Raw genomic sequence first — 22,372 nt, forward strand, 5'->3', positions numbered from 1 at the left:
AATATATTATGATTCAGCTAAATCGATTTCACTATATTACTTTAAGTATTTTCCTTATTATAGTAGGATTAATATTTTCAGCAACTTATACCGGGCTATTCATTTCCGCACTGTTAGCAATAACTGCATTTCGAGATGAAAAGCTCGGTATTGCTTATTTACTATTATTTATTCCAATGCGCCCCTTTTTATCTGCTTACAATGCAGGGTTTAAATTTATTGGGATTTTCATTATTCTCGCTCTATTATGCAAAATCATTTTTCAATATCGAAATACAGTTTCAAAACTTTTTACATTTCATTACTTTGAAATCGCATATTTCCTATTTTGCTTATTCGGAGCGATTGTAGGATTAATTAACAATGTATCTTTAGTAGCAATAATCATGCAGTTACATACCCTTCTACTATACTATTTTGTATTCTATATCGTCTCTCGATTGTCGTTCACCCGAGATGATTTCATATTGTTTGCAAAAGTAACTTTTGTGGCTGCAATTATCATTTCTATTCAAGGTTTAATTGAAAAAATTTCTCTTCGTAGTATGTTACTACCAGAGGTATGGAAAAATCTTGATCTAGCTCCTACTAATAAAATTCGTATATATGGTATGGCTGGTGGCCCAAATGAACTTGCACTTTATTTAACGATTGCATTTCTTACTTCTTTATATTTATTAAAAAATGCTTCCATACGAATGAAGTACACACTCTATGTAGGACTAACAATTATCGCGACAACTTTATGGTTAACCTATTCACGCGGAGCATTTTTAACGTTAATAACCTTTGGAGTGCTTTATATCATTATCCATCTTAATATACCGTATTGGAAAGCATTAATCCCTATACTAACCATCTCATTTATATGCGCTACTGGAATCTCTCTCATGACAAACTATTTAGAAGGAGATTCTCTAGGTGCAAAACGCTTTTCAGAAGCACTCTCAGAGGACACATTAGAATTAAGTAAGCAAGATGGTCGAATATATTATGTACAGAAAGCATTAGAAATCTTCCGTGACAAACCAATTACCGGCTATGGTTTCGGTACATTTGGTGACGCAGCTACTCAAACATACTCGTCACCAATTTATAAATCGTACAATATTACATGGAATTTTTATTCTGACAACCAATACATCCAAATTCTAGCAGAAACAGGACTTATTGGAGTCATTTTATGTTCGATATTTGCATATGGAATTTTAAGTACTTTCTGGAAACTAAGAAGAAATTCAATATTTAGTCCCATTATCTTATGTTTAGTTGCTGGTGCTATTATAGGAAGTGCCTTTTATAACATATTAGAAAATGCCGTCTTCATGATGTATTTCTTCCTCATTACGGGATGTATATATAATAAAAAAGGACTACTGAAATAATCAGTAGTCCTTTTTTATTATATTTTTTTCTGTTTCCTTGATACAATAAAAGCGCCTAGTAATGTGATAACAAAAGTAATAAACGAAACAACTGCTCCCATTACAAATCCTGGGGAAGTATACTTTAATTCGATTGTATGCGTTCCTTTTTCTAAATCTAATCCAAGGAATGCATCATTTAATTTAAGTAACTTAGCTTCTTTACCATCAACTGTTGCCTTCCATCCTTTATCATATGGAATAGATAGGAATAAATAGTTATCTTCCTTCACATCAATTTTTCCTGATACCGTACGACTTGTGTAATTCTTTACATCAAATGACTGTTGTTTCAGTACATTTACTCGCTTATCAAATGCTTCTACATCAAGTCCATAAAATAGTTGTTGTTCCAACTCAACGTAATGACTACTTCCTTTGACTTCAACTTCAACCTCGACTTTTTCATTATCAAAATATCCTAAATCTAAAATACCATTGTTCCAATAGTAACGAGGATATTCAGTGAATTTTTTACCAAGTGATTTTCCATTTACATATACTTTTGTAATATCAGTTGGTTCCACACGTAATTTTGTATACAATTGTTGCTTACCTTTTACATCAAATGTATATTTAATACTTGCTTTTTGTCCATCCTGCTGTTTAACCAATTCGATTGGCTTTTGATTTGTTTGAGCTATTTTTTCAGTTTCAGCCTGTAGATCTTTTTTCGTTTTCTCTCTCGTTTCTACAACTGCTAAATTATTATATTCTACAGAAAGTGGATTTAACGGTTGGTAATAACTAACTTGTTGCCCATCTAATTTACCAATCAATTCGTTTTGCTTCTCAAAGGAATTTGTATAGTTGATTCTTTGTACTTTCAACTTATCTTTTCCTTTAACATCAAATTCATCTTTATTTACCATGTATCCGAACGAAAGCGCATTTTTATTCTCATATACATAATTGCTTCCAACATGATCGATTTCAGACCATCCGTATTTACTTAAAGGTTGATCAGAAATCATATATTTTACACCAAACAAGGCATCAGTAGAGAGAATCCCTTTACCATTTTGTAAAATTAATGCCTCTAGATACCCATAACCTAAATCTTGCATGTATAAATTCAAGTGACCATTTGCCACAGAATTGAAGTGTGTTACGCCCTTATATCCAAAACGTAGCGCATCATTCCATGTAACACCTCTTGTCGTTTCCATGCGATAAAGCCCCTTGTCCTGTTCGGCTACTTTCTGAATGGTCTCTTCATATTTTGGATACGGCGAAGCATATTCTTGACGATTAATATATCCGTATTCATAACCCATTAACTTAACCATGTATACTGTATTAGCTGCTACATCTAGCCCCACTATAGCGAATAAAGCCAAAGAGATAATCGCTTTATTTTTTCGCAAGCGAACTTTTCCAAATAACAATAATGCATACATAATGATTAAAAAGGCATTAATTACAATCTTATTTGACTGCATATAACTTGGTGCAACTTTTCCTAATAATAGCAGCATAAATATATTAAACAATACAACCTTTTTTAAAGCTGGTATTAATTCTTCTTCGAATACCATAAACGTTCGAACTGCTACATAAATGAGTACAAAGGAGAATGTAAATGAATAACGATACGGGAAATTCGTTGGTGGCTCAAAACCATGCCAAGCGATATTTAAAAACGGAATTTCAAAAGAAAGGATTAGGAATAACAGTACGCTTCCATATACAATCTTTTCTTTCAATGAAATTCTTTTTGTAATAAAGAATAATGGAATGAGTAATACAGTTAAAACACCTGCATAAACGTTTGGCATTCCATTTACTGTCGTATCAATTACGCCATTAAAGAATCGTGCATAAAAATCAAACGGATCAAAATTAAATGCTGTAGAGAATGGAATCTTAGTACGTTCAACAAAGTTGCTCTTTAAATCCATGTATGTTGGTAGCGTAATAAATGCAGACATTCCACCTGCCAATCCTGTTCCAAGACAGAACCATACGAACCTTTGCATTAATAATTTTATATTTCGAATATCGTAAAGCACACAATAACGTGCTACAAAGTAGATAAATGTAAAAATCCCTACCATAAAGGAAATATAAAAATTCGTAATAAATGTAAGTGCTAAACTAAATGTGAATAACACCCATTTTTTTTCTGTAACTAGCTTTTCAATACCTAACATAATAAGGGGTAGTAAATAAATGGCATCTAACCACATTACACAGAAAGAATATACTGTTACAAATGACATTAAGGCATAAAAAGTTGAGAATAGCGTAATAGCAATTTCACGACGCTTCATCATATGACTTAAATAATATGTCATTGTAAAACCAGCTAATCCTGTTTTTAATAACGTCATTAACATAATCGCTTCTGGAATATGCGAACGATCAAACAGGACAATGAGTAGTGAAAAAGGACTAGCTAAATAATAAGCAAATACTCCAATGAAGTTTAACCCCATTCCACCTTCCCAACTATAAAATATACTTTTGCCATTTTTAAACACATCATATAAATACGTGTAAAACTGCACATATTGTGTGTGTAAGTCCGTTACAAGGATTGATTTTTCTCCAAACGGTGCAACACCCAGTAAAATAAAAACTACACCATAAATAGAAAAAGGAAGTAAAAAAGCAAAAGTATATAAAAACTTCCTTTTCTTAAACAAATCTAACAGAGCTTGCATTATACTCCTCCATATCATTCTTCATTAATCATTTATTACCAAATTCTATGTATAAAAAACAATAGCCGGCATAGAGCCAAGCCATTGTTTTTTATATATTTTGACCGTTTTCTATATCGGTCTTCTTTTTAAAAATAATATATTTACTCGCAAAATAATTAACAACCACAACAATAACGTTTGCAATAATTTTTGCTACTAAATCATTCATACCTAGCCATTCAATTAAAACAATCATGGATGCGATATCAATGAAATACGATACAATACGGAATCCCATAAAGTAGACAAACTCTTTTACTACGTGAGCAAAACTTGTTTGTTGACTGTTAAATACATACTTCTTATTTGTAATATACGCAAACAGTACCGATACAATCCAAGCAATTGTTGTTGCTATTTTGTAATCCATTCCAATTAACGTTGCACAAATAAAATACGTCACAATGTTGATTAACGTCGTTAAACCACCGAAAAGTAAATAGTTAAAGATTTCTTTCGCTTTATTATTCACACTTCTAATCCCCTAGTGATTTGATTTTACTTTACGATCTTCTACGCTGTATAATTTCGCCATGTTTTGATCGCCATCGATATTCGTTACTTTATCATCATTATATTCATCTACAAAATATAGCGGACGTTGTTTTGTTTCATTGAAGATACGTCCTAAATATTCCCCAATAATACCGATGGAAATTAACTGTACACCACCGATAAATAGAATAGCTGTCATCATAGATGGATATCCACTTACTGACTCACCATACATTAGCGTCTTAATAATAATCCAAATCATATAGATAAAAGCTAAGAATGAAACAGTAAATCCCATGAACGATGCAAGGCGCAATGGCGCTGTTGTAAAGGATGTAATTCCTTCAATAGCAAGATCCATTAATTTGAAATAGTTCCACTTTGTTTCACCTGCAGCACGAGGGTCACGATCGAATAAAATTTCTTTCTTATTATAACCAATCCAGCTAAACATCCCTTTTGTATAACGCTGCGTTTCACGAATTTTCTTTAATGCCTCAACACAACGACGGTCTAATAATCGAAAATCCCCTGTATTTTCTTGGATCGGAATTCTTGTTGTTTTCTTTAGCAAGCTGTAAAATTTACCAGCTGTCCATTTCTTCGCCCATGATTCACCTGAACGAGAGCGTCGTTTTGCATAAATATCATCATACCCTTGTTCCCAGTACTTAATCATTTCAGGGATTAATTCTGGTGGATCTTGTAAATCAGCATCAATGATAATTACTGCATCTCCAATTGCATGATCCAGACCCGCAATCATTGCTGTTTCTTTCCCAAAATTTCGTGATAAGTCTACGTACGAAATACGCTTATCATTCACTCTAAATTCCTTAATAATATCTAACGTACGATCTTTACTTCCATCGTTAACAAACAAAATTTCAAAGTTATAATTTGGAATGCCTTGAAATACCCCTGTTAAACGACTATATAATTGATCTAATACCTCTTCTTCATTATATGCCGGTACCAATATAGTAATAGTCTTCAAAAAAGGTGCTCCTTTCTTTTTCAAGCCTGCTCATAAAGAACATCTTATAAGCACAGATTAGACATAGTAAACTGGATGTTTATCTTAGAATACCTCTTTCTCCAATTCACTATGTCTAACCTCACATATTTATAAATAAGTTAATTTTTCACAGTATTTTTTTGTCCGTTCACAATTTCTTCCATGATTGCTAATAAATCATCTTTTAACTCTTCATGTTGTAACGCCATTTCGATTGTTGTTTGAATAAAGCCTAACTTCTCTCCAACATCATAACGCTTTCCTTCAAAATCGTATGCAAACACACGTTGGATTTCGTTTAGCTTTTGGATTGCATCTGTTAATTGAATTTCACCGCCAGCACCAATATGCTGCTCTTCTAAGAAACGGAATATTTCTGGTGTTAACACATAGCGCCCCATAATTGCTAAGTTTGAAGGTGCCTCACCTAGAGCCGGTTTTTCAACAAATTGCTTCACTTGATAACGGCGACCCTCTTTTTCTAATGGGTCAATAATACCATAGCGATGCGTTTCATTTTCTGGAACAGTTTGCACACCGATCACAGATGAAAGTGTATGCTCATACTCATCGATAAGCTGTTTTAAACAAGGTTTTTCAGCTTGTACAATATCATCACCAAGAAGAACAGCAAATGGCTCATCGCCGATGAACTTACGAGCACACCATACTGCATGTCCTAAACCTTGTGGTTCTTTTTGACGAATATAGTGAATATCTACCATTTTCGAAGATGCTTGTACTTTTTCAAGTAAATCATATTTTTTCTTCTCTAATAAGTTTTGCTCTAATTCAAATGCATTGTCGAAATGATCTTCAATCGCACGTTTTCCTTTTCCTGTAACGATAATGATATCTTCAATACCAGCCGCTACAGCTTCTTCTACGATATATTGGATTGTTGGTTTATCAACAATTGGTAACATTTCTTTAGGCTGTGCCTTTGTAGCTGGTAAAAAACGTGTCCCAAGACCAGCTGCAGGAATAATAGCTTTTCTTACTTTTTTCATGCTTATAACCTCTTTCTCTCATCTTTGGTATATATTCATATTTGTCCAAGCAGTAGTTATTTTTATTATTTTTCCCTTATCAAACCATATTTATGGGATACATTCTTATCCAAATGAGTATAACTTTTATACTATATATCTATCAATTTTCTTATTAAACTAAAGTTTTTTACATGTTAACTTCTTCACTAACTGCAAAAGACACTTCGTACAAATTCTACATGATTGTCTCTTTATTCGTCAAGGTTACTTATTAATCTCTCATGTGCTTCTCCTTATTCTCTACTCATGAGCCCCTTTTTTTACTGTATCCTTCGTACAATTGGTCCTAAAAAGCGTAGCGAATCTGACAAATATGGACTTATTTCCTTTTGCAAAAAAGCTAAATAAGTGCATGTTAATAAACATGTGAACGGCCAAGTAAATATATATCTTTAAAATTACATAAATTAATTTTTTCACCATAACAATTTCAAATTATACGTAAACTTTTACTAAACCCTATTTTTTATTTTGAATATAGTAACGACCTAATAATACATAAAACAGGAATAACATGGCTATGAAGTAACTCATTCCTTCTGGTGAATCCATCAAAATATTGATTGAAACCGCCGTAACAACTACATGCCATACACTTTTTGCATCTAAACTAATGTTATACATTACATTACCATCTACGAATTCTTCTATTAATGAATTGTTAAATATATGTGAAAGTACATATACGATTACAATGATCATTAATACAGGATAATGTACTTCAACAACAGGTGAGAATAACAGCATAAGCGCTGTAACAAGGACAAACTCCAACGAGCTGTCTTTTTTACATTTTCTAATAACTAGAAATGTAATTGCTAATAGTATTACGACATACACAAGGTGAGTTATACTCATTGAATCGTGTGGGAAATATGTCTTTAATACTCCTTTAAATGAGCTATCCCAAGGTGCTCCACCATGCATTTCATTAATTTCATTTACAACAAACAAATCTTTTGTTACATATTCCCAAGCTACATTCCATCCAACTATAGCAATGGTAATCCCTGATGTAACAATCGTTGTAATCACAGCGCTTAAAAACACCTTCCACTCTTTCTTATATAGGAAGTATACAAGAAAAATACCCGGTAGTAATTTAAAGCTAGTAGCAAAAACAATCGGAATCCCTGCCAACCACCTATGTTTAGATTGATAAAAATAATATGTTAAACATAATAAAAAGAAGATTAAACGATTGGATTGTCCCCAATAAAAATCAGCAAATACTGGATAAATAATAATAGCCGCAGAAAACAAGAGATACTTTACCCCTTTTGCTCTTCCTTTATACGCAGCTTGTATTACGAAACATACACCTAATATGAATAATATGCTGTTGAACATGGTCCATAAAAGGCGTGCTTTTTCATAAGGAAATGCTGCGAACCACGAAAGAAACACAGCAAACTGTGGTGGATACATATAGTATCCTAGTGCACCTTTTGTTTCACCATATAGTTGACGAAATGTCTCCATTTGATGGTCCAAATCATACATCATGCTTATAGCATTATCATTCCAAATTGTATGAAATGCATAGTAAAAGAAATGAAAATCATCAAACATCCACCCTAACATTGCAGGCTCTTTATAAAGTGGCCATAGGACTTGATATCCTAGCGAGTACCCAATTGCCCCTAACAAACATATTAAGGAGATAACCTTAAACATTTTCTCACTTATTTTTATATTTAACATTTCTTCTCCTCCAAAACATTATTATGATACCCATAAAGGAGGTGACATAAGAAAAGCAGAAATCCAGTATATTTCTGCTTCGCTTATACAACCTATTTAATTATACAGTTACTTTCTGTTTTTCTTCTTTTTCTTTATGAGTTAATAATTTTCGCTTCATTTTTTCATTTTCATGCTGATAAATAGCTATAACTTGCGTCAATTCTTTAATTCGAATGGAAGATCTCGAAACTACAACAGTTAAGAAAAATAAAACACATGTTACAAAAAGGAATCCAAAAAAGAATAGCGCATTTATCGGTGTAGCAACTCCCAATAAATATGAAACCACATCAATTGATTTTGGGAAAATCCCAATCATTAAAATACCGATTAACACTCCATACCATGTTAATACATATTTCAATTCCAATTTTTCTTTACGGACTAAGTTTGTAAAAATAATTAATCCTACTATAACTCCTAAAATAATTAATATTTGAAGGCGAATTGTCACGAAGCATTCTCCTTTCTTTTAGGTTTTAATCGATCAATTGTAATCGCAAGTGTTACTTTAATCATATAGTAAATGGCTTTGTAATTTACTATTGAAGATGTCCCACCCATTCTTTCTCGCATAAGTACTGGAACTTCTTTTACTTCATAATTGTTTCTAATTACAGCAACAATACTTTCCGGCTCTGGATAGTCTTTTGGATAGTACTCACAAAATTCATTAATAATTTTACGATTTACCATTCTAAATCCAGAAGTCGCATCCGTTATTCTCTTTCCAGATACAATTTTGATTAATTTTTCAAAGAAACGAATCCCAACTCTTCTAGTAAATGAAGACTGGAATCCTTCTTTATTAATAAAACGTGAGCCAATAACCATATCTGCTCCCGTATCTTCCATTTCTTTAAGAAGGGCTCCTAAATAGGCCGCATCATGTTGTCCATCACCATCAAATTGTACCGCAACATCATATCCATGGCGCTGAGCATACTTATAACCAGTCTGCATGCCTCCACCAATTCCTAAATTGATCGGTAAACTTACATAATTAAAATTATTATCTTTACATATTTGCTCTGTATCATCTTTTGAGCAATCATTGATAATAACATAATCAAAATCTGGAGCATTCTTCTCTATATCCTCTACAACGTGTATTAAGTTCGTTGATTCATTGTAAGCAGGAATAATAATCAGCTTCTTTTTTAACAATTGGAATCCCTCACTCCACTAATTTTAATAAAAATATCCTAGCATAAACACATTTGCATACAATAGCATACAACATGCTAATCTGGCTGAGCGTTGCGCTGTTAACTCTGAGTGTTGTTTCACATTCATTCTTTCATTAAATATGAACAATACAATTGGAATGACAGGTAAGAAATATCTTCCTTGTAAACCACTAATGAAATCTGCACCAACTTCAGACCATGTTAAATATAAGCTTAACATAACTAGTCCAACTACACTTACAATTGTGAGTATAAAGACTGCATAATCGAAGTTACGTAATTTAAATCCATCTTCGCTATAATCAAAAATGGCTGTCATTACAAGTCCTATCATACTAATAAGCACAATACCACTCATTAAATGAGTTACCCATCCAACTTGATTTAGCATGTTCATCCACATGCTCATTCCACTTTCAAATGTTCCAAAGAAAGCTTTCATTACTTCAACTGGATGCTCTAGTATAAACTTCAATTGACCAACAGGATTAATTTTTTCATTTGGATTAATAGTTCCCACAAATTTCATTACGAATAGGTTCCAAGAACTCATTATCAAACCTGGTATTCCTGCCAGTAATAAAAATGACATAACACCTTGCATTTTTGTACGGAATAAATCCCTTCCAATAAACGCAAAAATCAAGAATGATAACGGCCAATACGTAAATTTACATAATACTATTAAGATTAATAAAACAATTGGAATAATAAAATCTTTAATTCCTAACGTATTCTTTTCAGAACGCATAAGCTTCTGCAACATTACAGCAATAAACAGGTAATTTAACCCCATCAGCATTGCATCTGCTGAAAACGACGCACCCAATGATACAAACAATGGAAATGCCGCTAAAAATGCTAACGTATTTTTCAACCTTGGAATAATTTTTATCGCAAGAGCACTCAAAGCAATATACACAGCTAAATTAAAAATCCTTCCTAACATTAGCGCACTAAAAGCTTTTAGCCCCAATAGATTAGCAATAATTAAGCCAAGAGCTTGTGGAATATAAGGAATTGGTGTATAAACAGCTGTTGTGGGTTGCTCTACAAAATTCGTTTTATCTGCAAATGTATACGTATCCCAAATATCACTCTTAGCCCTATCGTATCTTTCGCCATTTGCCAATAACCCATAAGTTGTTTCAAATTGATTCGGGCGTGGCATATCATCAATATTCTCTGGTAAGTTAACGCCCACTTTATCTCCCTGTTTTGTAGAGAGAAGATTACCTAAGCTAATATCATACGCTTTTGCAAAATGGAAGTTTTCATCAGTTGCCTCAAAGAGTGGATTATTGAAACTGAACATAACCCCCATTATTCCGGTAACAACAACAAAATTTTTAACTGTGTTATTACCAATAAGGAATAAAGCTAATAAAGTAGCTAATGCAGTAACAACTGCTTTTCCAACCTTAAACCAATCAAGCTGATCGTATGCTACCTTTGCACCTATCGCTTGTCCACTTTCTTCTTTACCATTAACAGTCAATTTTCCATCTGGAGACAACGATGCCCCTGTACGAATAGTAACTTTTTCGCCATTTTCAGCTTCTACTATTTTTACTTTCAAGACAGCATCTTTATTTATGTCTTTTTCAATAGGAATTATAATACTGCTCTTAAAATGAGGATCCTTAATATAGTTTTCTCCGCCCCATGTTTTTAAATCGACTCTTTCTTTACTCACGATTTTCCCTTTAGCCGAGAGCTCATACTCTAACACAGCGTTTTTATGATAACTTTCACTTGTAAGAGGTAACAGCAAATGCTTTGGATTTTCACCTGCAAAATGAATCTCTTGACGCACTTCTTCACCTTGCGCTAAATCAATCATCTTATATTTGCTATAAACAAGACTCTTATTTACAGTGTGTATAGGTCCCGTCAAAAACACATATAAAACTGCACAAAAAACTATAAAAAAAGATAAAAATATCTTTTTTCTTCCTATCATGCTACAAACACCTCGATTATATTATTTTCTAAATATCGGCATACAGTAGATGCACGAAAAATGACTTTTACTGAATGCAAAACACAATAATGCCTATAATAATAATCAGATTTCCGACTATCTTCCTTTTAGTTATCTTTTCACCAAGAAAATACCAACTGAATATTAAAATAAAAATATAACTAAGCGATTCAATAACAGGCGCTTGTTTTAATGGAACACCTTTCAAGGCAATTACATTTAATCCAGCGTTAATTACAAATAAAGAATATCCTACAATTACGTAGCGATTTACATATTCTTTCCACTTTGTATCATAATTCGATAATGTTGCCTTCTTTAATAAAATTTGCGAATAGTTTGCTAAAACAACTCCAAAAATGTAAAGCAACACAAATTTATTCATCTTTTACCACCACGACAATCCCTATAATAATAATGACTGCACCAACCAAGTTATTCCATTTTATTGTATCACCGAAGAACACCACCGACCATAATAGTCCCCATAAAATAATGACTCCCCGATGTGAATACGCTTTAGATATTTCAAATGGTTTAATAACTTGCTGCCAAATAATTGCGTATCCAAATAAAAGAATTACAAGAATCATGTAGGCAATAAAAAAAGAAATTGATCCAACTGAAAAGTTTGCCGCCCATTTCATATACACCATTATGATAGAGTATAAAAAAAAGGCAACATGTAAAAATATATAATGCTTTATTGATGCTTTCATACACTCAACTCTCTTTTTTTTAAATTGATAGTTATATCATCACTTTTTTACAAATTGCCATTTTTAGTTTATATACACACGAAACAAATTTTAACATAATTGATCCAAAATTTCATTCTGAACTTAATTAAATGCATTTATCGATCAAATCCAATTTATGACAATAAAACCCAACGTTAATAAAAATTCGAACAAGAAACATTTACTCCAAGTTTCCAAAAAAAAAAGCATGAGCACCTAATGCTCATGCTTTTTAATATATTATTGAACTCGGTTCATAATATCATTCTTTATACTTTCAAGCTTTTCTTCACTATGTTGTAGCGTACTTCCCTGTACCCCAAAATAAAATTTGATTTTAGGTTCTGTCCCAGACGGACGTAAACAGAACCAAGAACCATCCTCAAGGTAATACTTTAACACATTTGATTTTGGTAAATGTATTTCCTCTGTTCCATCCCCTATAATTTTTGTTCTCAAGCTTGCTTTATAATCTTCAGCAATTGTAACTTTTAAACCAGCTACTTCTACAGGACAATTTTCACGGAATGTTGTCATCAAGTTTTGAATTTGTTCTGCGCCATCTTTTCCTTTTAAGGTCAATGACACAAGCCCCTCACGGAAATAACCATGTTTTTCAAACACTTCAAGCAATCCATCATACAATGTCTTTCCTTGCGCCTTATAATATGCAGCAACCTCACATGCGAATAAAACAGATTGAACAGCATCTTTATCACGACAGAATGGCTTAATTAAATAACCATAACTTTCCTCGTAACCGAATTGGAATTCATATTGTCCGCTTTCTTCATACTGCTTAATTTTCTCGCCAATAAATTTAAATCCAGTTAACGTATCAACTGTATCTAAACCGTACGCTTTCGCAATTGTGCGACCAATTTCAGACGTTACGATTGTTTTTAATACAACACCGTTCTCTGGAAGCGTTCCGTTTTCTTTCTTTTGAGATAGTAAGTAATCAAGCATTAATGCACCTGTTTGGTTACCAGTTAACACTTGGAACTCACCATCATGATTGCGAACTGCTACTCCTAAACGGTCTGCATCAGGATCAGTTGCGATTAACACATCTGCGCCAATTTTTTCACCGTCACGAATTGCATACTCAAACGCTGCGTGCTCTTCTGGATTCGGTGATTTCACTGTAGAGAAGTTTGGATCTGGTAACTCTTGTTCTTTTACAACCGTTACATCTGTAAATCCAACTTCTTCTAAACCACGGCGTACAGAAATATTTGATGTTCCGTGTAATGGTGTAAAGACGATCTTTAAGTCCTTACCAACCTTTTGCACCATTTCTTTATTAATAATGACATTGTTCAATTCTGCTGCATATGCATCATCTACTTCTTGTCCAATAATATGTAATAAACCATTAGCTTTTAATTGCTCCACGTCAGCTACTTCAACTGTTAACTCATCTTCTACTGCATTTACATAGCTAATTAACTCATCAGCTTCTTTTGGAGGCAATTGTCCACCATCTTCACCGTATACTTTATACCCGTTATATTCAGGCGGATTATGGCTTGCCGTAAGAACGATTCCACTTACTGTATGTAAATGACGAACTGCGAAAGAAAGCACTGGCGTTGGGCGTAAGCTTTCAAACACATATGTTGTGATACCGTGGGCACCAAGTGTTGCAGCTACTTCCATTGCAAACTCTGGAGATTTATGACGAGAATCATACGCAACAACAACACCACGTGCTTTTGCTTCCTCTCCTTGTTTCTCAATAAATTGAGCTAAACCTTCTGTCGCCTTACGTACTGTATATACGTTCAAACGGTTTGTTCCAGCACCAAGTTCACCACGCATACCGCCTGTACCAAATTCTAAATTTTTGTAGAAACTGTCTTCAATTTTCTTTACATCTTGTTTCATTTCCTCTAACTCTTGTTTTAACTCTATATCCAAACTAGCAAATGTATTCCAGCGTTCATATTCTTTTTTCCATTCCATTTTAAATTCTCTCCTCTCAATCAAACACAATTTAATTATATGGTGAAAATGATATTTTCCTCAATACTATATTTAATACTCACAAAAACTTTTACATTAAATGTATAAAACAGCACCCCTTATGAATACTTTTTGTATAAATTGAAAAGCTATACATAAATATATTCTCGAATAAGGTGAGGTACAATGCAAGAATGGGCGCTTAAACCAGAAATACAACAACATATCCAAGAGATTATCAAAGATATTTCCCTTGCACTTCAAGATATGCAAAACACATTAGAGAACAATGATAAATGCCTTTTATGTAAAGTCGAAGATATACATAAATTACTATTACAAATTCAATCAACAACCGCTTCTTACTATCTCAAAACATATTTATCACCATATACAGATTGCTATATCCAACTATTAACTGCAATCAGGCAATTATCTCAAAAACGCCATGGAGCTCTTATTATTATAGAAAGAGAAAAATCATTAGAAGCATATATCCAATCTGGTATAGAAATTCAGGCTCATTTAACAGTTCCGTTACTAGAATCTATTTTTTACCCTGGAAACTCACTTCATGACGGTGCTGTTCTTGTAAATAATAACCATATTATATCAGCAGCAAATATACTACCCTTATCGCAACAAGCTTTGACATCCAACCGAAAGTTAGGAACACGTCACCGCGCAGCAATTGGACTCTCTGAAGTCAGTGATGCACTTATTTTTGTTGTATCTGAGGAAACTGGTATAACCTCATTTGCCTTAGATGGAACCTTATATACATTTTCATTATGAAACATATAATACACTTATATTTCCTCGCATAGCAGGAATTTTCTTTCTGCTAATTGAAGTGTATGGGAACAGGGAGGCGATATGCTAGCCATGAAGAACATATTACAGCAATTTATTATAATACTCTTCGTATGCTTCACTTTTACAGGTTGCATCGATACGAATAATTCGAAAGACATTTCCTATCAAAATCAAGAAACAGAAAAAGGCATAAAAAAGGCAGTTTGGAATCAACTATCCAATCAAGAAAAGCAATATATTATCGGTGATTGGGAAAATGCAACAATGATCAAAACAATATTGCATAAACATAATAGCCATCAATTTAATGAAGAATATGAAGGGAGAAGTGTCTACCTCGTGCATTTCCCATCTGATTCGTCCTATCCCAAAAACGTTGAAGTGTACGTCGATATCGATACAAATAAAATTGTCGGATATAATCAATAAACTATTAAAAAATGACCTTCGAACGAATCTACGATTCATTTGGAGGTCATTTTCTTTGGATCAAACTACAGGATAAATGTTTAAAACAAAATAATAATTTATATGGAAAATCTTCATAAAAATATTCAGTTATCAAAAACTTACTTCTCATAGTAATAACAATGCAATTATCTTCTTTGCTATTATTTCATTTATGATTGCTTATAAATTGTAACAACCATTCACCTTTATCTTTTTGCTTATTCTCCATCACTAAACCTTTCAACAAACGTTGCAAGTGTACGTACCATTGCACCTGTTGCTCCAGCTGGCCCTAAATCATGCGCTCCTGACGTTTCAGATGTTCCAGCGATGTCTAAGTGTACCCAAGGTGTATCTTCAGCAAATTCACCTAGGAATGTACCTGCCATAACCGCATGTCCTTCACGGCCTGGTGAGTTATTTAAATCAGCAAACTTACTGTTTCGAACGCGTTCTTTATCACGATCAAAAATCGGTAATTGCCAAATTGATTCATCCGTTTCCATAGAAGCTTCTAGCACTTGCTCAAACAACTCTTCATTGTTTGTCATTGCGCCTGTCGTATGATTTCCAAGTGCAACAATTACACCGCCTGTTAATGTCGCAACATCAATAAGGTAGTTTGCACCTAGTTTTTTCGCATACGTAATACCGTCCGCTAACGCAAGGCGACCTTCTGCATCTGTATTTAATACTTCAATTGTTTTTCCGCTCATAGATGTAATTACATCGTCTGGCTTAAATGCTGTACCACTTACAACGTTATCAGTTGATGGAATAACAGCGATCACATTTTGCTCTGGGCGAAGTTCACCGATAATTTCCATCGCACCTAATACAGCAGCAGCACCGCCCATATCACCTTTCATACCGACCATGCCTTCACGTGGTTTTAAAGAATAACCACCTGTATCGTATGTGATTCCTTTTCCAACAAATCCAATGACATCTGTCCACTCTTCTTTTCCTTTATAAATAAGAACAATCATTTTTGGCGGCTCTGTACTACCTTGGTTTACTGCAAGTAACGCACCCATACCAAGATCTTCCATCTCTTCTTTCTCAAGAACTTTATAATCCATATCATACTTTTCCGCTAACTCAACAGCATACTCAGCAAGCTTCGTCGCTGTTAATACGTTTGGTGGCATATTTACAAGTGTACGAGCCGAATTTGTTGCGCGTCCATGCACGTAGCCAACTGTTAATGCAGCTTCAATTTCCTGTGCATCTTCCGCTGTAATAGCCGTGAACTTCTCTAACTCTACACGATCCTTTTTATCTGATTTATACGTTTGTAACTCATATGTACCAAGACCTTGTACTTCTGCTGCAATATGAGCTACATCAATCGCATCTAATTTCTCCGTTACGAAAGAATCAAGCAAGATTGCTGTATCTTGTACTTTTGCTGCTTGTAACGTTTTAAACGCCTTACCAAGAGCAGCACGTAACGTTTCCGTCGTATAAGATTCTTTCTTACCTAAACCAACGAAATAATAACGTTTCACATTTGTTTTTCCTAAACTATGTACTTTTGAAATAGCTTTCTTCTTAGTAGAAAGTTCTTTCTCTTCTAATAAAACTTGTAATTGTCCTTCAAAAGCTTTGTCCAGTTCTTGTACAAAACCACTCGTTTTCTCTTCTTCAAATAAGGCAACGATTACCGCTTCATGGCTTGCTAATTCTTTTTGTACTTGAAACATGTTCAGACCCCCTAAATTTCTCTACTCTGCCTTTATTATAACTTTATTTTCGATAAAATGCGACAATTCTAACTTCTGTTACATCCTATATAATCCATATTTCTTCTATTTATAAAATAAAAAGTCTAGCGTAATTACCACTAGACTATCTTTGTTTTAAATATTGACCACGAAACACTTGCATCGTTTCGTCTTGATTTAACATCGTTAACTCTTCTTCTGAAAACTTACCATTTCCGACTTTCACTACATACACATTCACTTTTTTCTTACCCCATTGGCTATAAACATCTTTCACCGTATCATAATACAGATCAAGACGGTTTCCTTTTATTGCACCGCCCTTATCAGCTACTACACCGTACCCATAACCTGGTACGAATAGAATCGTTCCAATTGGGAATACGCGTAAGTCCGCAGCGATTGTGGAATATAAATCCCTTTTCACCTTAACTCCTGAATATGTAATACCATACTCCGGATGTCCCGGTCTCTTACCAGTTGACTCAATTCCCGACGTATAACCTGTTGCAGTCATTTCAATTGAACGATATTTAGACCAGTCGTTTGCCTGCTCTAAAGCATTTATCACTTCTTTACTCGGAGCAACATTTCTCTTAACTTCTGCTGCATGTACTTCTTTTGCACTCGTTCCCTCATATTTCTTTACAATCTCTAATAAAGAAACTCCTGTGAAAGCATTCCATGTTACGCATAATGCGGATACAAGTAAACAAGTCATCATAATGCGAATACAATATCGTTTTAACATTTTTATATTCCACACTCCTTCATCGTTAATCATTCCCTATACGATGAAGGAATATGCAAAAAAATAATCCCCAAATGAATTGGAGATTAAAACATTTGATATCCGCTTTTCCGCAGTTTCTTAATGACAATTCCGGCTAAAGCAGCACCTACTAATCCAGTAGATAGAATAAACACATCTGCCTGCCCTAAATGCGATACACTTGTCCCAAATGAAGAGAATGTTTCTTTCGGCTTTGAAAAATAATCCCACACACTCGCCTTATTAATAATAAGTATACAAACAATCGGATATACAATAACCATTACCCATGTCGCTCGCAATATCATGTTGAGTAAAAATCCAATTCCAAAAAACAAAATGAAAAATAACATCATTGAAATAAGTAGTACTGGTATACTCACTCTTTCTCCCTCTCCTTCGCATGCACCGTAAATACATGATAGGCTGTATAACCAAATTGCTCTCCTGGATCTAATGTTTTGTTCATCTCAAGATGTAGTTCTGATCTTCCTTCAAACAAATATTTGATAAGTAGAGACGTATTTGGATCGTCCGCAATCGTATCTGGATGTAAAAATGCTACTTCAGACAATTCCTTCTCCTGTACAATAATGTTTTCTCCTTCAGGCTCCAAAAGGAAAATAATCATATTATCACTAATCTCATTGCGAATCACGCCCGATCGAACACCAATGATCCCCTTCACATGAGCGACGATACCTGTCTCTTCTAACACTTCACGTTTCACAGCTTCATCAACCGTCTCACCTTCATTTACAAAACCAGCCGGCAAAGACCATTTCCCCTTTAATCCACTGTATTTTTTCTTAACGAACAGCCACCTGCCATCTTTTGTAGCTACTAAGCCACCAACAGCTAGCCATACTTTCCCTCGCTTCTCCATGATGTAATACCCTCCTCTATTAGAACGGACAGAATATTCTTTCTTTTTTATATATTATACTATATTTTTAAAATGAAAAAAGCAGAAACAGCTCTTAGCCGTTTCTGCTTTTTCTATTATATATTAAAAGAACTTTAATTTACCTTTTTTAAGAACTAATAAAGGTCCACCTAATAAGAATAGGTAACGGTTATCGATAACTTTCTTCATGAAGGAAGCTTTCCAACCTGTTAACTTTTTGCCCATAACAACGCCCATTGCATCGTCATGACCTAAAGAACATACAGATCCTTTATTGTCGAATGCGAATTTTTTCATTTCGCCTTTACCACGAACTAACACAGTTAAGTTGTGTGCAATGTTGTAACCTTCTTGAATTGCGATTTGTGCCGTTGGTGGGTATGGACGATTAATTTCTTCGTTAATGATTAACGCTGCGTCACCAACCATAAATACATCTTCGTATCCTGGAGCGTGCATGTACTCATCAACTTTCACACGTCCGCGCATTGCTTCAAAGCCAGACTCTTCTACAATACCGTTACCACGAACACCCGCAGCCCAAACTACTGTTTCAGACTTAATTAATTCAGTATCATCGCCGTTTGCAACGATAATACCTTCTTCAGTTGCTTCTTTAATTGCTGTACCGATGCGGAATTCTACACCTTTTTTCTCAAGTTGTTTTACAGCGTATTCTACTAATGCCGGATCGAAACCTGGAAGTGCTGTTGGAGCAGCTTCTACACAGATGATACGTGCTTTTTCACGTGGTACATTATACTCTTTGCAAAGTTCAGGAACACGGTTTGCAAGCTCACCTACGTACTCGATACCAGTAAATCCAGCACCACCAACAACGATTGTTACTAACTCATCGCGCTTTTCAGTTGCATATTTAGCGAAACTAGCTTCCATATGCTCACGAATTTCACGAGTTGCATTAATGTTAGCAATTGAGAATGCATGCTCTTTTAATCCTGTAATTCCGAATGTTTCTGATTCGAAACCAAGACCGATTACTAAGTAGTCATACTCTAGCTCGCCGTCTTTTAAGATGATGCGTTTTTCAGCAGCTTTAATTTCTACTACTGTGTCTTGTACAAAGTTCACTTTATTTGTATCAATAACGTCTTGAATATCTAGACAGATTTTTTCATCTTGTAATGTACCAGCTGCGCTCTCATGTAACCAAGTCGCTTGGTAGTGATAGCTGTTGTTGTTTACTAACGTAATTTCAGCTTCATTTACAGATAATGCTTTTTGCAGACGAACAGTCGTAATCATCCCGCCATAACCTGCACCTAAAACTACGATTTTTGGAGTCTTCACCAAATCACAACCCTTTTCTTTATATAATAGTAATGAAAAATAATACCAAGTACTAAAAACTATATTTGTCAAGAATGTGGAATTTATCACATTCTATATCATAACAAAACGCAGTCAAAAAATCGTACGAATTTTGTCATAGAAATTTAACATAATACTTCCCTATATTAGTCGGTTTTATTCCAGAATTCAAGCGTCTGGAGAATTATCAATATTTTAAAATAACATAGCGTTTTCAAGGGTTTTTCAGCCTTTTTTTCATGTATTTTCCTTTCACCATATTTTATACAATTAAAAAAGCATCTATGCGAAAACTTACACACAATTCAGTCGTTTTCAGAAGTATTATGAACTCAAATATGCTATCATTTATTTGAAAGTGTCATCATTTGCAGGATTTTCGTGTACATATGAACAATATATGAAATCAATATCAAAATTCCATCTATAGGGGGAATGAAAGTGGCAGAAAATCAAAAAGTTTACGACATAACAATTATTGGTGGTGGTCCAACAGGGCTGTTCACAGCATTTTATGGCGGTATGAGACAAGCAAGTGTAAAAATCATTGAAAGCTTACCTCAACTTGGAGGACAATTATCCGCACTCTACCCTGAAAAATACATTTATGATGTAGCTGGATTTCCAAAAGTGCGCGCACAAGAACTAGTTGATAACTTAAAAGAGCAAATGAAAAAATTTGATCCAACCGTTTGCTTAGAAGAAGCTGTTGATACGCTTGAGAAACAAGCTGACGGTATATTTAAACTTGTTACGAATAAGCAAACTCACTATTCTAAATCAGTTATTATTACTGCTGGCAATGGTGCTTTCCAACCACGCCGCTTAGAATTAGAAGATACAGCAAAGTATGAAAAGAAAAACTTACATTATTTCGTTGATGATATGAATAAATTTGCTGGTAAGCGCGTCGTAGTATTTGGCGGCGGCGACTCAGCTGTCGATTGGACAATGATGTTAGAGCCGATCGCTGAAAAAGTTACAATCGTTCATCGCCGTGATAAGTTCCGTGCACATGAACATAGCGTAGAAAGCTTAATGAATTCTCGTGCAGAAGTAAGCACACCGTACATACCAGTAGAACTCATTGGTGATGACAACATTGAACAAGTCGTTCTTCAGCATGTAAAAACAGAAGAAAAAATTATCATCGATGTTGATGATGTCATCGTAAACTACGGCTTCGTTTCCTCTCTTGGCCCAATCAAAAACTGGGGCTTAGATATACAAAAAAACAGCATTCTCGTGAACTCGAAAATGGAAACAAATATTCCTGGCATATATGCTGCTGGTGACATTTGTACATATGAAGGAAAAGTAAAACTCATTGCTTGCGGCTTCGGTGAAGCACCAACAGCAGTAAACAATGCAAAAGCTTACTTCGATCCAAATGCAAAACTTCAACCGATGCACAGCTCTAGTATGTTTTAATATAGAAATGAAAAGAACTCCTTTTACGTAAAAGGAGTTCTTTTGTTATTGTGCTACCGTATCCTTCCAAAATATGTTACAATAAATAAGAACAAACGTTCTATTTGATAAGGGGGATATTTTAAAATGAAAGAACCTATTATAGTAAAAAAAGAAGCTTTCCAAGCAATCGGCGTTTCGATTACGACGACAAATGAAATAGAGGCATCTACTGAAGGAAAAATCCCACAACTTTGGAACCGCTACTTCCAAGAACAAATGATGCATCACATCCCAAATCAACAAACGAAAGAAACATTCGCTTTCTACTCAAATTACGAATCAGATGAAACTGGTACATATCAATTTACAATCGGTATGCCCGTTTCTTCATTAGAAGACGTTCCTGAAAATATGACAATTTTAACAATACCTGCCGCTACGTATGCGGTATTTACAACGAGAAAGGGACCAGTTGCTGAAGTCGTTTGTGAGGCTTGGGAATATATTTGGAAATGGTCAAAAGAAAACAAACGTGCTTTTACAACAGACTTTGAGCTTTATGATGAAAAAGCAACAGATCCAAACAACGTACAATTAGATATTTATATTGCATTAGCCTGAACGACAAAA

The 22,372-nt window shown here is 34.3% G+C and carries 21 protein-coding genes; 5 read left to right on the top strand and 16 right to left on the bottom strand.

Translation table 11 applies throughout. The features are described 5' to 3' along the window. Window positions 1-8: 8 nt before the first annotated feature. Entirely contained in the window at window positions 9-1,385 is a 1,377-nt protein-coding gene (locus JDS82_RS14565) for an O-antigen ligase family protein (protein WP_000615475.1), read from the top strand. Window positions 1,386-1,402: 17 nt separating this feature from the next. On the opposite strand, the gene JDS82_RS14570 is transcribed toward JDS82_RS14565, so the two are convergent. The 11 genes from JDS82_RS14570 to JDS82_RS14620 form a co-directional block, all read right to left on the bottom strand. Further along, window positions 1,403-4,090 carry a YfhO family protein gene (locus JDS82_RS14570; protein ID WP_064460049.1) on the bottom strand — a complete coding sequence of 896 codons (2,688 nt, stop codon included), beginning with the start codon at window positions 4,088-4,090 and terminating at the stop codon, window positions 1,403-1,405. A 91-nt stretch (window positions 4,091-4,181) separates the two neighbouring features. Beyond that, the gene (locus JDS82_RS14575; RefSeq protein WP_001060121.1) at window positions 4,182-4,604 is read right to left on the bottom strand and encodes a GtrA family protein; all 423 of its coding nucleotides are present in this window, start codon (window positions 4,602-4,604) and stop codon (window positions 4,182-4,184) included. A 12-nt stretch (window positions 4,605-4,616) separates the two neighbouring features. Continuing rightward, window positions 4,617-5,624 carry a glycosyltransferase family 2 protein gene (locus tag JDS82_RS14580; protein WP_000849659.1) on the bottom strand — a complete coding sequence of 336 codons (1,008 nt, stop codon included), beginning with the start codon at window positions 5,622-5,624 and terminating at the stop codon, window positions 4,617-4,619. A 140-nt stretch (window positions 5,625-5,764) separates the two neighbouring features. Then, window positions 5,765-6,655: a UTP--glucose-1-phosphate uridylyltransferase GalU gene (galU, locus tag JDS82_RS14585; protein ID WP_000757825.1), complete on the bottom strand. Its 891-nt coding sequence runs from the start codon at window positions 6,653-6,655 to the stop codon at window positions 5,765-5,767. Between the two features lie 501 nt (window positions 6,656-7,156). Further along, the gene (locus JDS82_RS14590; RefSeq protein WP_199713500.1) at window positions 7,157-8,401 is read right to left on the bottom strand and encodes a glycosyltransferase family 87 protein; all 1,245 of its coding nucleotides are present in this window, start codon (window positions 8,399-8,401) and stop codon (window positions 7,157-7,159) included. A gap of 100 nt (window positions 8,402-8,501) precedes the next feature. After that, window positions 8,502-8,897 (bottom strand): DUF2304 family protein, encoded by a 396-nt coding sequence (locus JDS82_RS14595; protein ID WP_199713501.1) that lies wholly within the window; start codon window positions 8,895-8,897, stop codon window positions 8,502-8,504. Next, window positions 8,894-9,610 carry a glycosyltransferase family 2 protein gene (locus tag JDS82_RS14600; RefSeq protein ID WP_046959965.1) on the bottom strand — a complete coding sequence of 239 codons (717 nt, stop codon included), beginning with the start codon at window positions 9,608-9,610 and terminating at the stop codon, window positions 8,894-8,896. Before JDS82_RS14600 ends, JDS82_RS14595 begins: the two co-directional genes overlap by 4 nt. A 24-nt stretch (window positions 9,611-9,634) precedes the next feature. After that, complete coding sequence (locus tag JDS82_RS14605; protein ID WP_046959966.1) at window positions 9,635-11,596, bottom strand: DUF2142 domain-containing protein; 1,962 nt, start codon at window positions 11,594-11,596, stop codon at window positions 9,635-9,637. A 67-nt stretch (window positions 11,597-11,663) separates the two neighbouring features. Continuing rightward, entirely contained in the window at window positions 11,664-12,002 is a 339-nt protein-coding gene (locus JDS82_RS14610) for an EamA family transporter (RefSeq protein WP_060488153.1), read from the bottom strand. Then, the gene (locus JDS82_RS14615) at window positions 11,995-12,336 is read right to left on the bottom strand and encodes a hypothetical protein (RefSeq protein ID WP_097856977.1); all 342 of its coding nucleotides are present in this window, start codon (window positions 12,334-12,336) and stop codon (window positions 11,995-11,997) included. Before JDS82_RS14615 ends, JDS82_RS14610 begins: the two co-directional genes overlap by 8 nt. 261 nt (window positions 12,337-12,597) lie before the next feature. After that, window positions 12,598-14,325: a phospho-sugar mutase gene (locus tag JDS82_RS14620; protein WP_199713502.1), complete on the bottom strand. Its 1,728-nt coding sequence runs from the start codon at window positions 14,323-14,325 to the stop codon at window positions 12,598-12,600. A gap of 186 nt (window positions 14,326-14,511) precedes the next feature. On the opposite strand from JDS82_RS14620, the gene cdaS reads away from it, so the two are divergent. Continuing rightward, window positions 14,512-15,120, top strand: a complete 609-nt coding sequence (gene cdaS / locus JDS82_RS14625; RefSeq protein WP_064460051.1) for a sporulation-specific diadenylate cyclase CdaS — start codon at window positions 14,512-14,514, stop codon at window positions 15,118-15,120. 90 nt (window positions 15,121-15,210) lie between these two features. Continuing rightward, window positions 15,211-15,570, top strand: coding sequence for a hypothetical protein (locus JDS82_RS14630; RefSeq protein ID WP_223261370.1), 360 nt, complete (start codon window positions 15,211-15,213; stop codon window positions 15,568-15,570). Window positions 15,571-15,809: 239 nt separating this feature from the next. On the opposite strand, the gene pepA is transcribed toward JDS82_RS14630, so the two are convergent. From pepA to JDS82_RS14655, 5 genes are all read right to left on the bottom strand, one after another. Then, window positions 15,810-17,297: a cytosol aminopeptidase gene (gene pepA / locus JDS82_RS14635; RefSeq protein ID WP_199713503.1), complete on the bottom strand. Its 1,488-nt coding sequence runs from the start codon at window positions 17,295-17,297 to the stop codon at window positions 15,810-15,812. A gap of 145 nt (window positions 17,298-17,442) precedes the next feature. Next, window positions 17,443-18,069: a 3D domain-containing protein gene (locus JDS82_RS14640; RefSeq protein ID WP_000920109.1), complete on the bottom strand. Its 627-nt coding sequence runs from the start codon at window positions 18,067-18,069 to the stop codon at window positions 17,443-17,445. Window positions 18,070-18,155: 86 nt separating this feature from the next. Continuing rightward, window positions 18,156-18,473 carry a YuiB family protein gene (locus tag JDS82_RS14645; protein WP_000027007.1) on the bottom strand — a complete coding sequence of 106 codons (318 nt, stop codon included), beginning with the start codon at window positions 18,471-18,473 and terminating at the stop codon, window positions 18,156-18,158. Further along, a complete protein-coding gene (locus JDS82_RS14650) occupies window positions 18,470-18,976 on the bottom strand; it encodes an NUDIX hydrolase (protein ID WP_075312416.1) in 507 nt (168 codons plus the stop codon). Before JDS82_RS14650 ends, JDS82_RS14645 begins: the two co-directional genes overlap by 4 nt. 123 nt (window positions 18,977-19,099) lie before the next feature. Further along, window positions 19,100-20,308: an NAD(P)/FAD-dependent oxidoreductase gene (locus tag JDS82_RS14655; RefSeq protein ID WP_000856605.1), complete on the bottom strand. Its 1,209-nt coding sequence runs from the start codon at window positions 20,306-20,308 to the stop codon at window positions 19,100-19,102. Between the two features lie 462 nt (window positions 20,309-20,770). Here JDS82_RS14655 and JDS82_RS14660 point away from each other — a divergent pair, with 462 nt between their 5' ends. Next, on the top strand, window positions 20,771-21,760 hold the full coding sequence (locus tag JDS82_RS14660) for an NAD(P)/FAD-dependent oxidoreductase (protein ID WP_000829777.1): 990 nt from the start codon (window positions 20,771-20,773) through the stop codon (window positions 21,758-21,760). Window positions 21,761-21,886: 126 nt separating this feature from the next. Next, window positions 21,887-22,363 carry a GyrI-like domain-containing protein gene (locus JDS82_RS14665; RefSeq protein ID WP_000662566.1) on the top strand — a complete coding sequence of 159 codons (477 nt, stop codon included), beginning with the start codon at window positions 21,887-21,889 and terminating at the stop codon, window positions 22,361-22,363. Window positions 22,364-22,372: the final 9 nt, after the last annotated feature.

The organism is Bacillus cereus group sp. N14 (genome assembly GCF_016483555.1).
GTDB lineage: Bacteria > Bacillota > Bacilli > Bacillales > Bacillaceae_G > Bacillus_A > Bacillus_A wiedmannii.

Excerpts from the sequence above, each read along its gene's own strand:
- JDS82_RS14565 (WP_000615475.1), top strand. The coding sequence starts at position 9 with ATGATTCAGCTAAATCGATTTCACTATATTACTTTAAGTATTTTCCTT.
- JDS82_RS14570 (WP_064460049.1), bottom strand. The coding sequence starts at position 4,090 with ATGCAAGCTCTGTTAGATTTGTTTAAGAAAAGGAAGTTTTTATATACT.
- galU (WP_000757825.1), bottom strand. The coding sequence starts at position 6,655 with ATGAAAAAAGTAAGAAAAGCTATTATTCCTGCAGCTGGTCTTGGGACA.
- JDS82_RS14590 (WP_199713500.1), bottom strand. The coding sequence starts at position 8,401 with ATGTTAAATATAAAAATAAGTGAGAAAATGTTTAAGGTTATCTCCTTA.
- JDS82_RS14605 (WP_046959966.1), bottom strand. The coding sequence starts at position 11,596 with ATGATAGGAAGAAAAAAGATATTTTTATCTTTTTTTATAGTTTTTTGT.
- JDS82_RS14610 (WP_060488153.1), bottom strand. The coding sequence starts at position 12,002 with ATGAATAAATTTGTGTTGCTTTACATTTTTGGAGTTGTTTTAGCAAAC.
- JDS82_RS14615 (WP_097856977.1), bottom strand. The coding sequence starts at position 12,336 with ATGAAAGCATCAATAAAGCATTATATATTTTTACATGTTGCCTTTTTT.
- JDS82_RS14620 (WP_199713502.1), bottom strand. The coding sequence starts at position 14,325 with ATGGAATGGAAAAAAGAATATGAACGCTGGAATACATTTGCTAGTTTG.
- cdaS (WP_064460051.1), top strand. The coding sequence starts at position 14,512 with ATGCAAGAATGGGCGCTTAAACCAGAAATACAACAACATATCCAAGAG.
- JDS82_RS14630 (WP_223261370.1), top strand. The coding sequence starts at position 15,211 with ATGAAGAACATATTACAGCAATTTATTATAATACTCTTCGTATGCTTC.
- pepA (WP_199713503.1), bottom strand. The coding sequence starts at position 17,297 with ATGTTTCAAGTACAAAAAGAATTAGCAAGCCATGAAGCGGTAATCGTT.
- JDS82_RS14640 (WP_000920109.1), bottom strand. The coding sequence starts at position 18,069 with ATGTTAAAACGATATTGTATTCGCATTATGATGACTTGTTTACTTGTA.
- JDS82_RS14650 (WP_075312416.1), bottom strand. The coding sequence starts at position 18,976 with ATGGAGAAGCGAGGGAAAGTATGGCTAGCTGTTGGTGGCTTAGTAGCT.
- JDS82_RS14665 (WP_000662566.1), top strand. The coding sequence starts at position 21,887 with ATGAAAGAACCTATTATAGTAAAAAAAGAAGCTTTCCAAGCAATCGGC.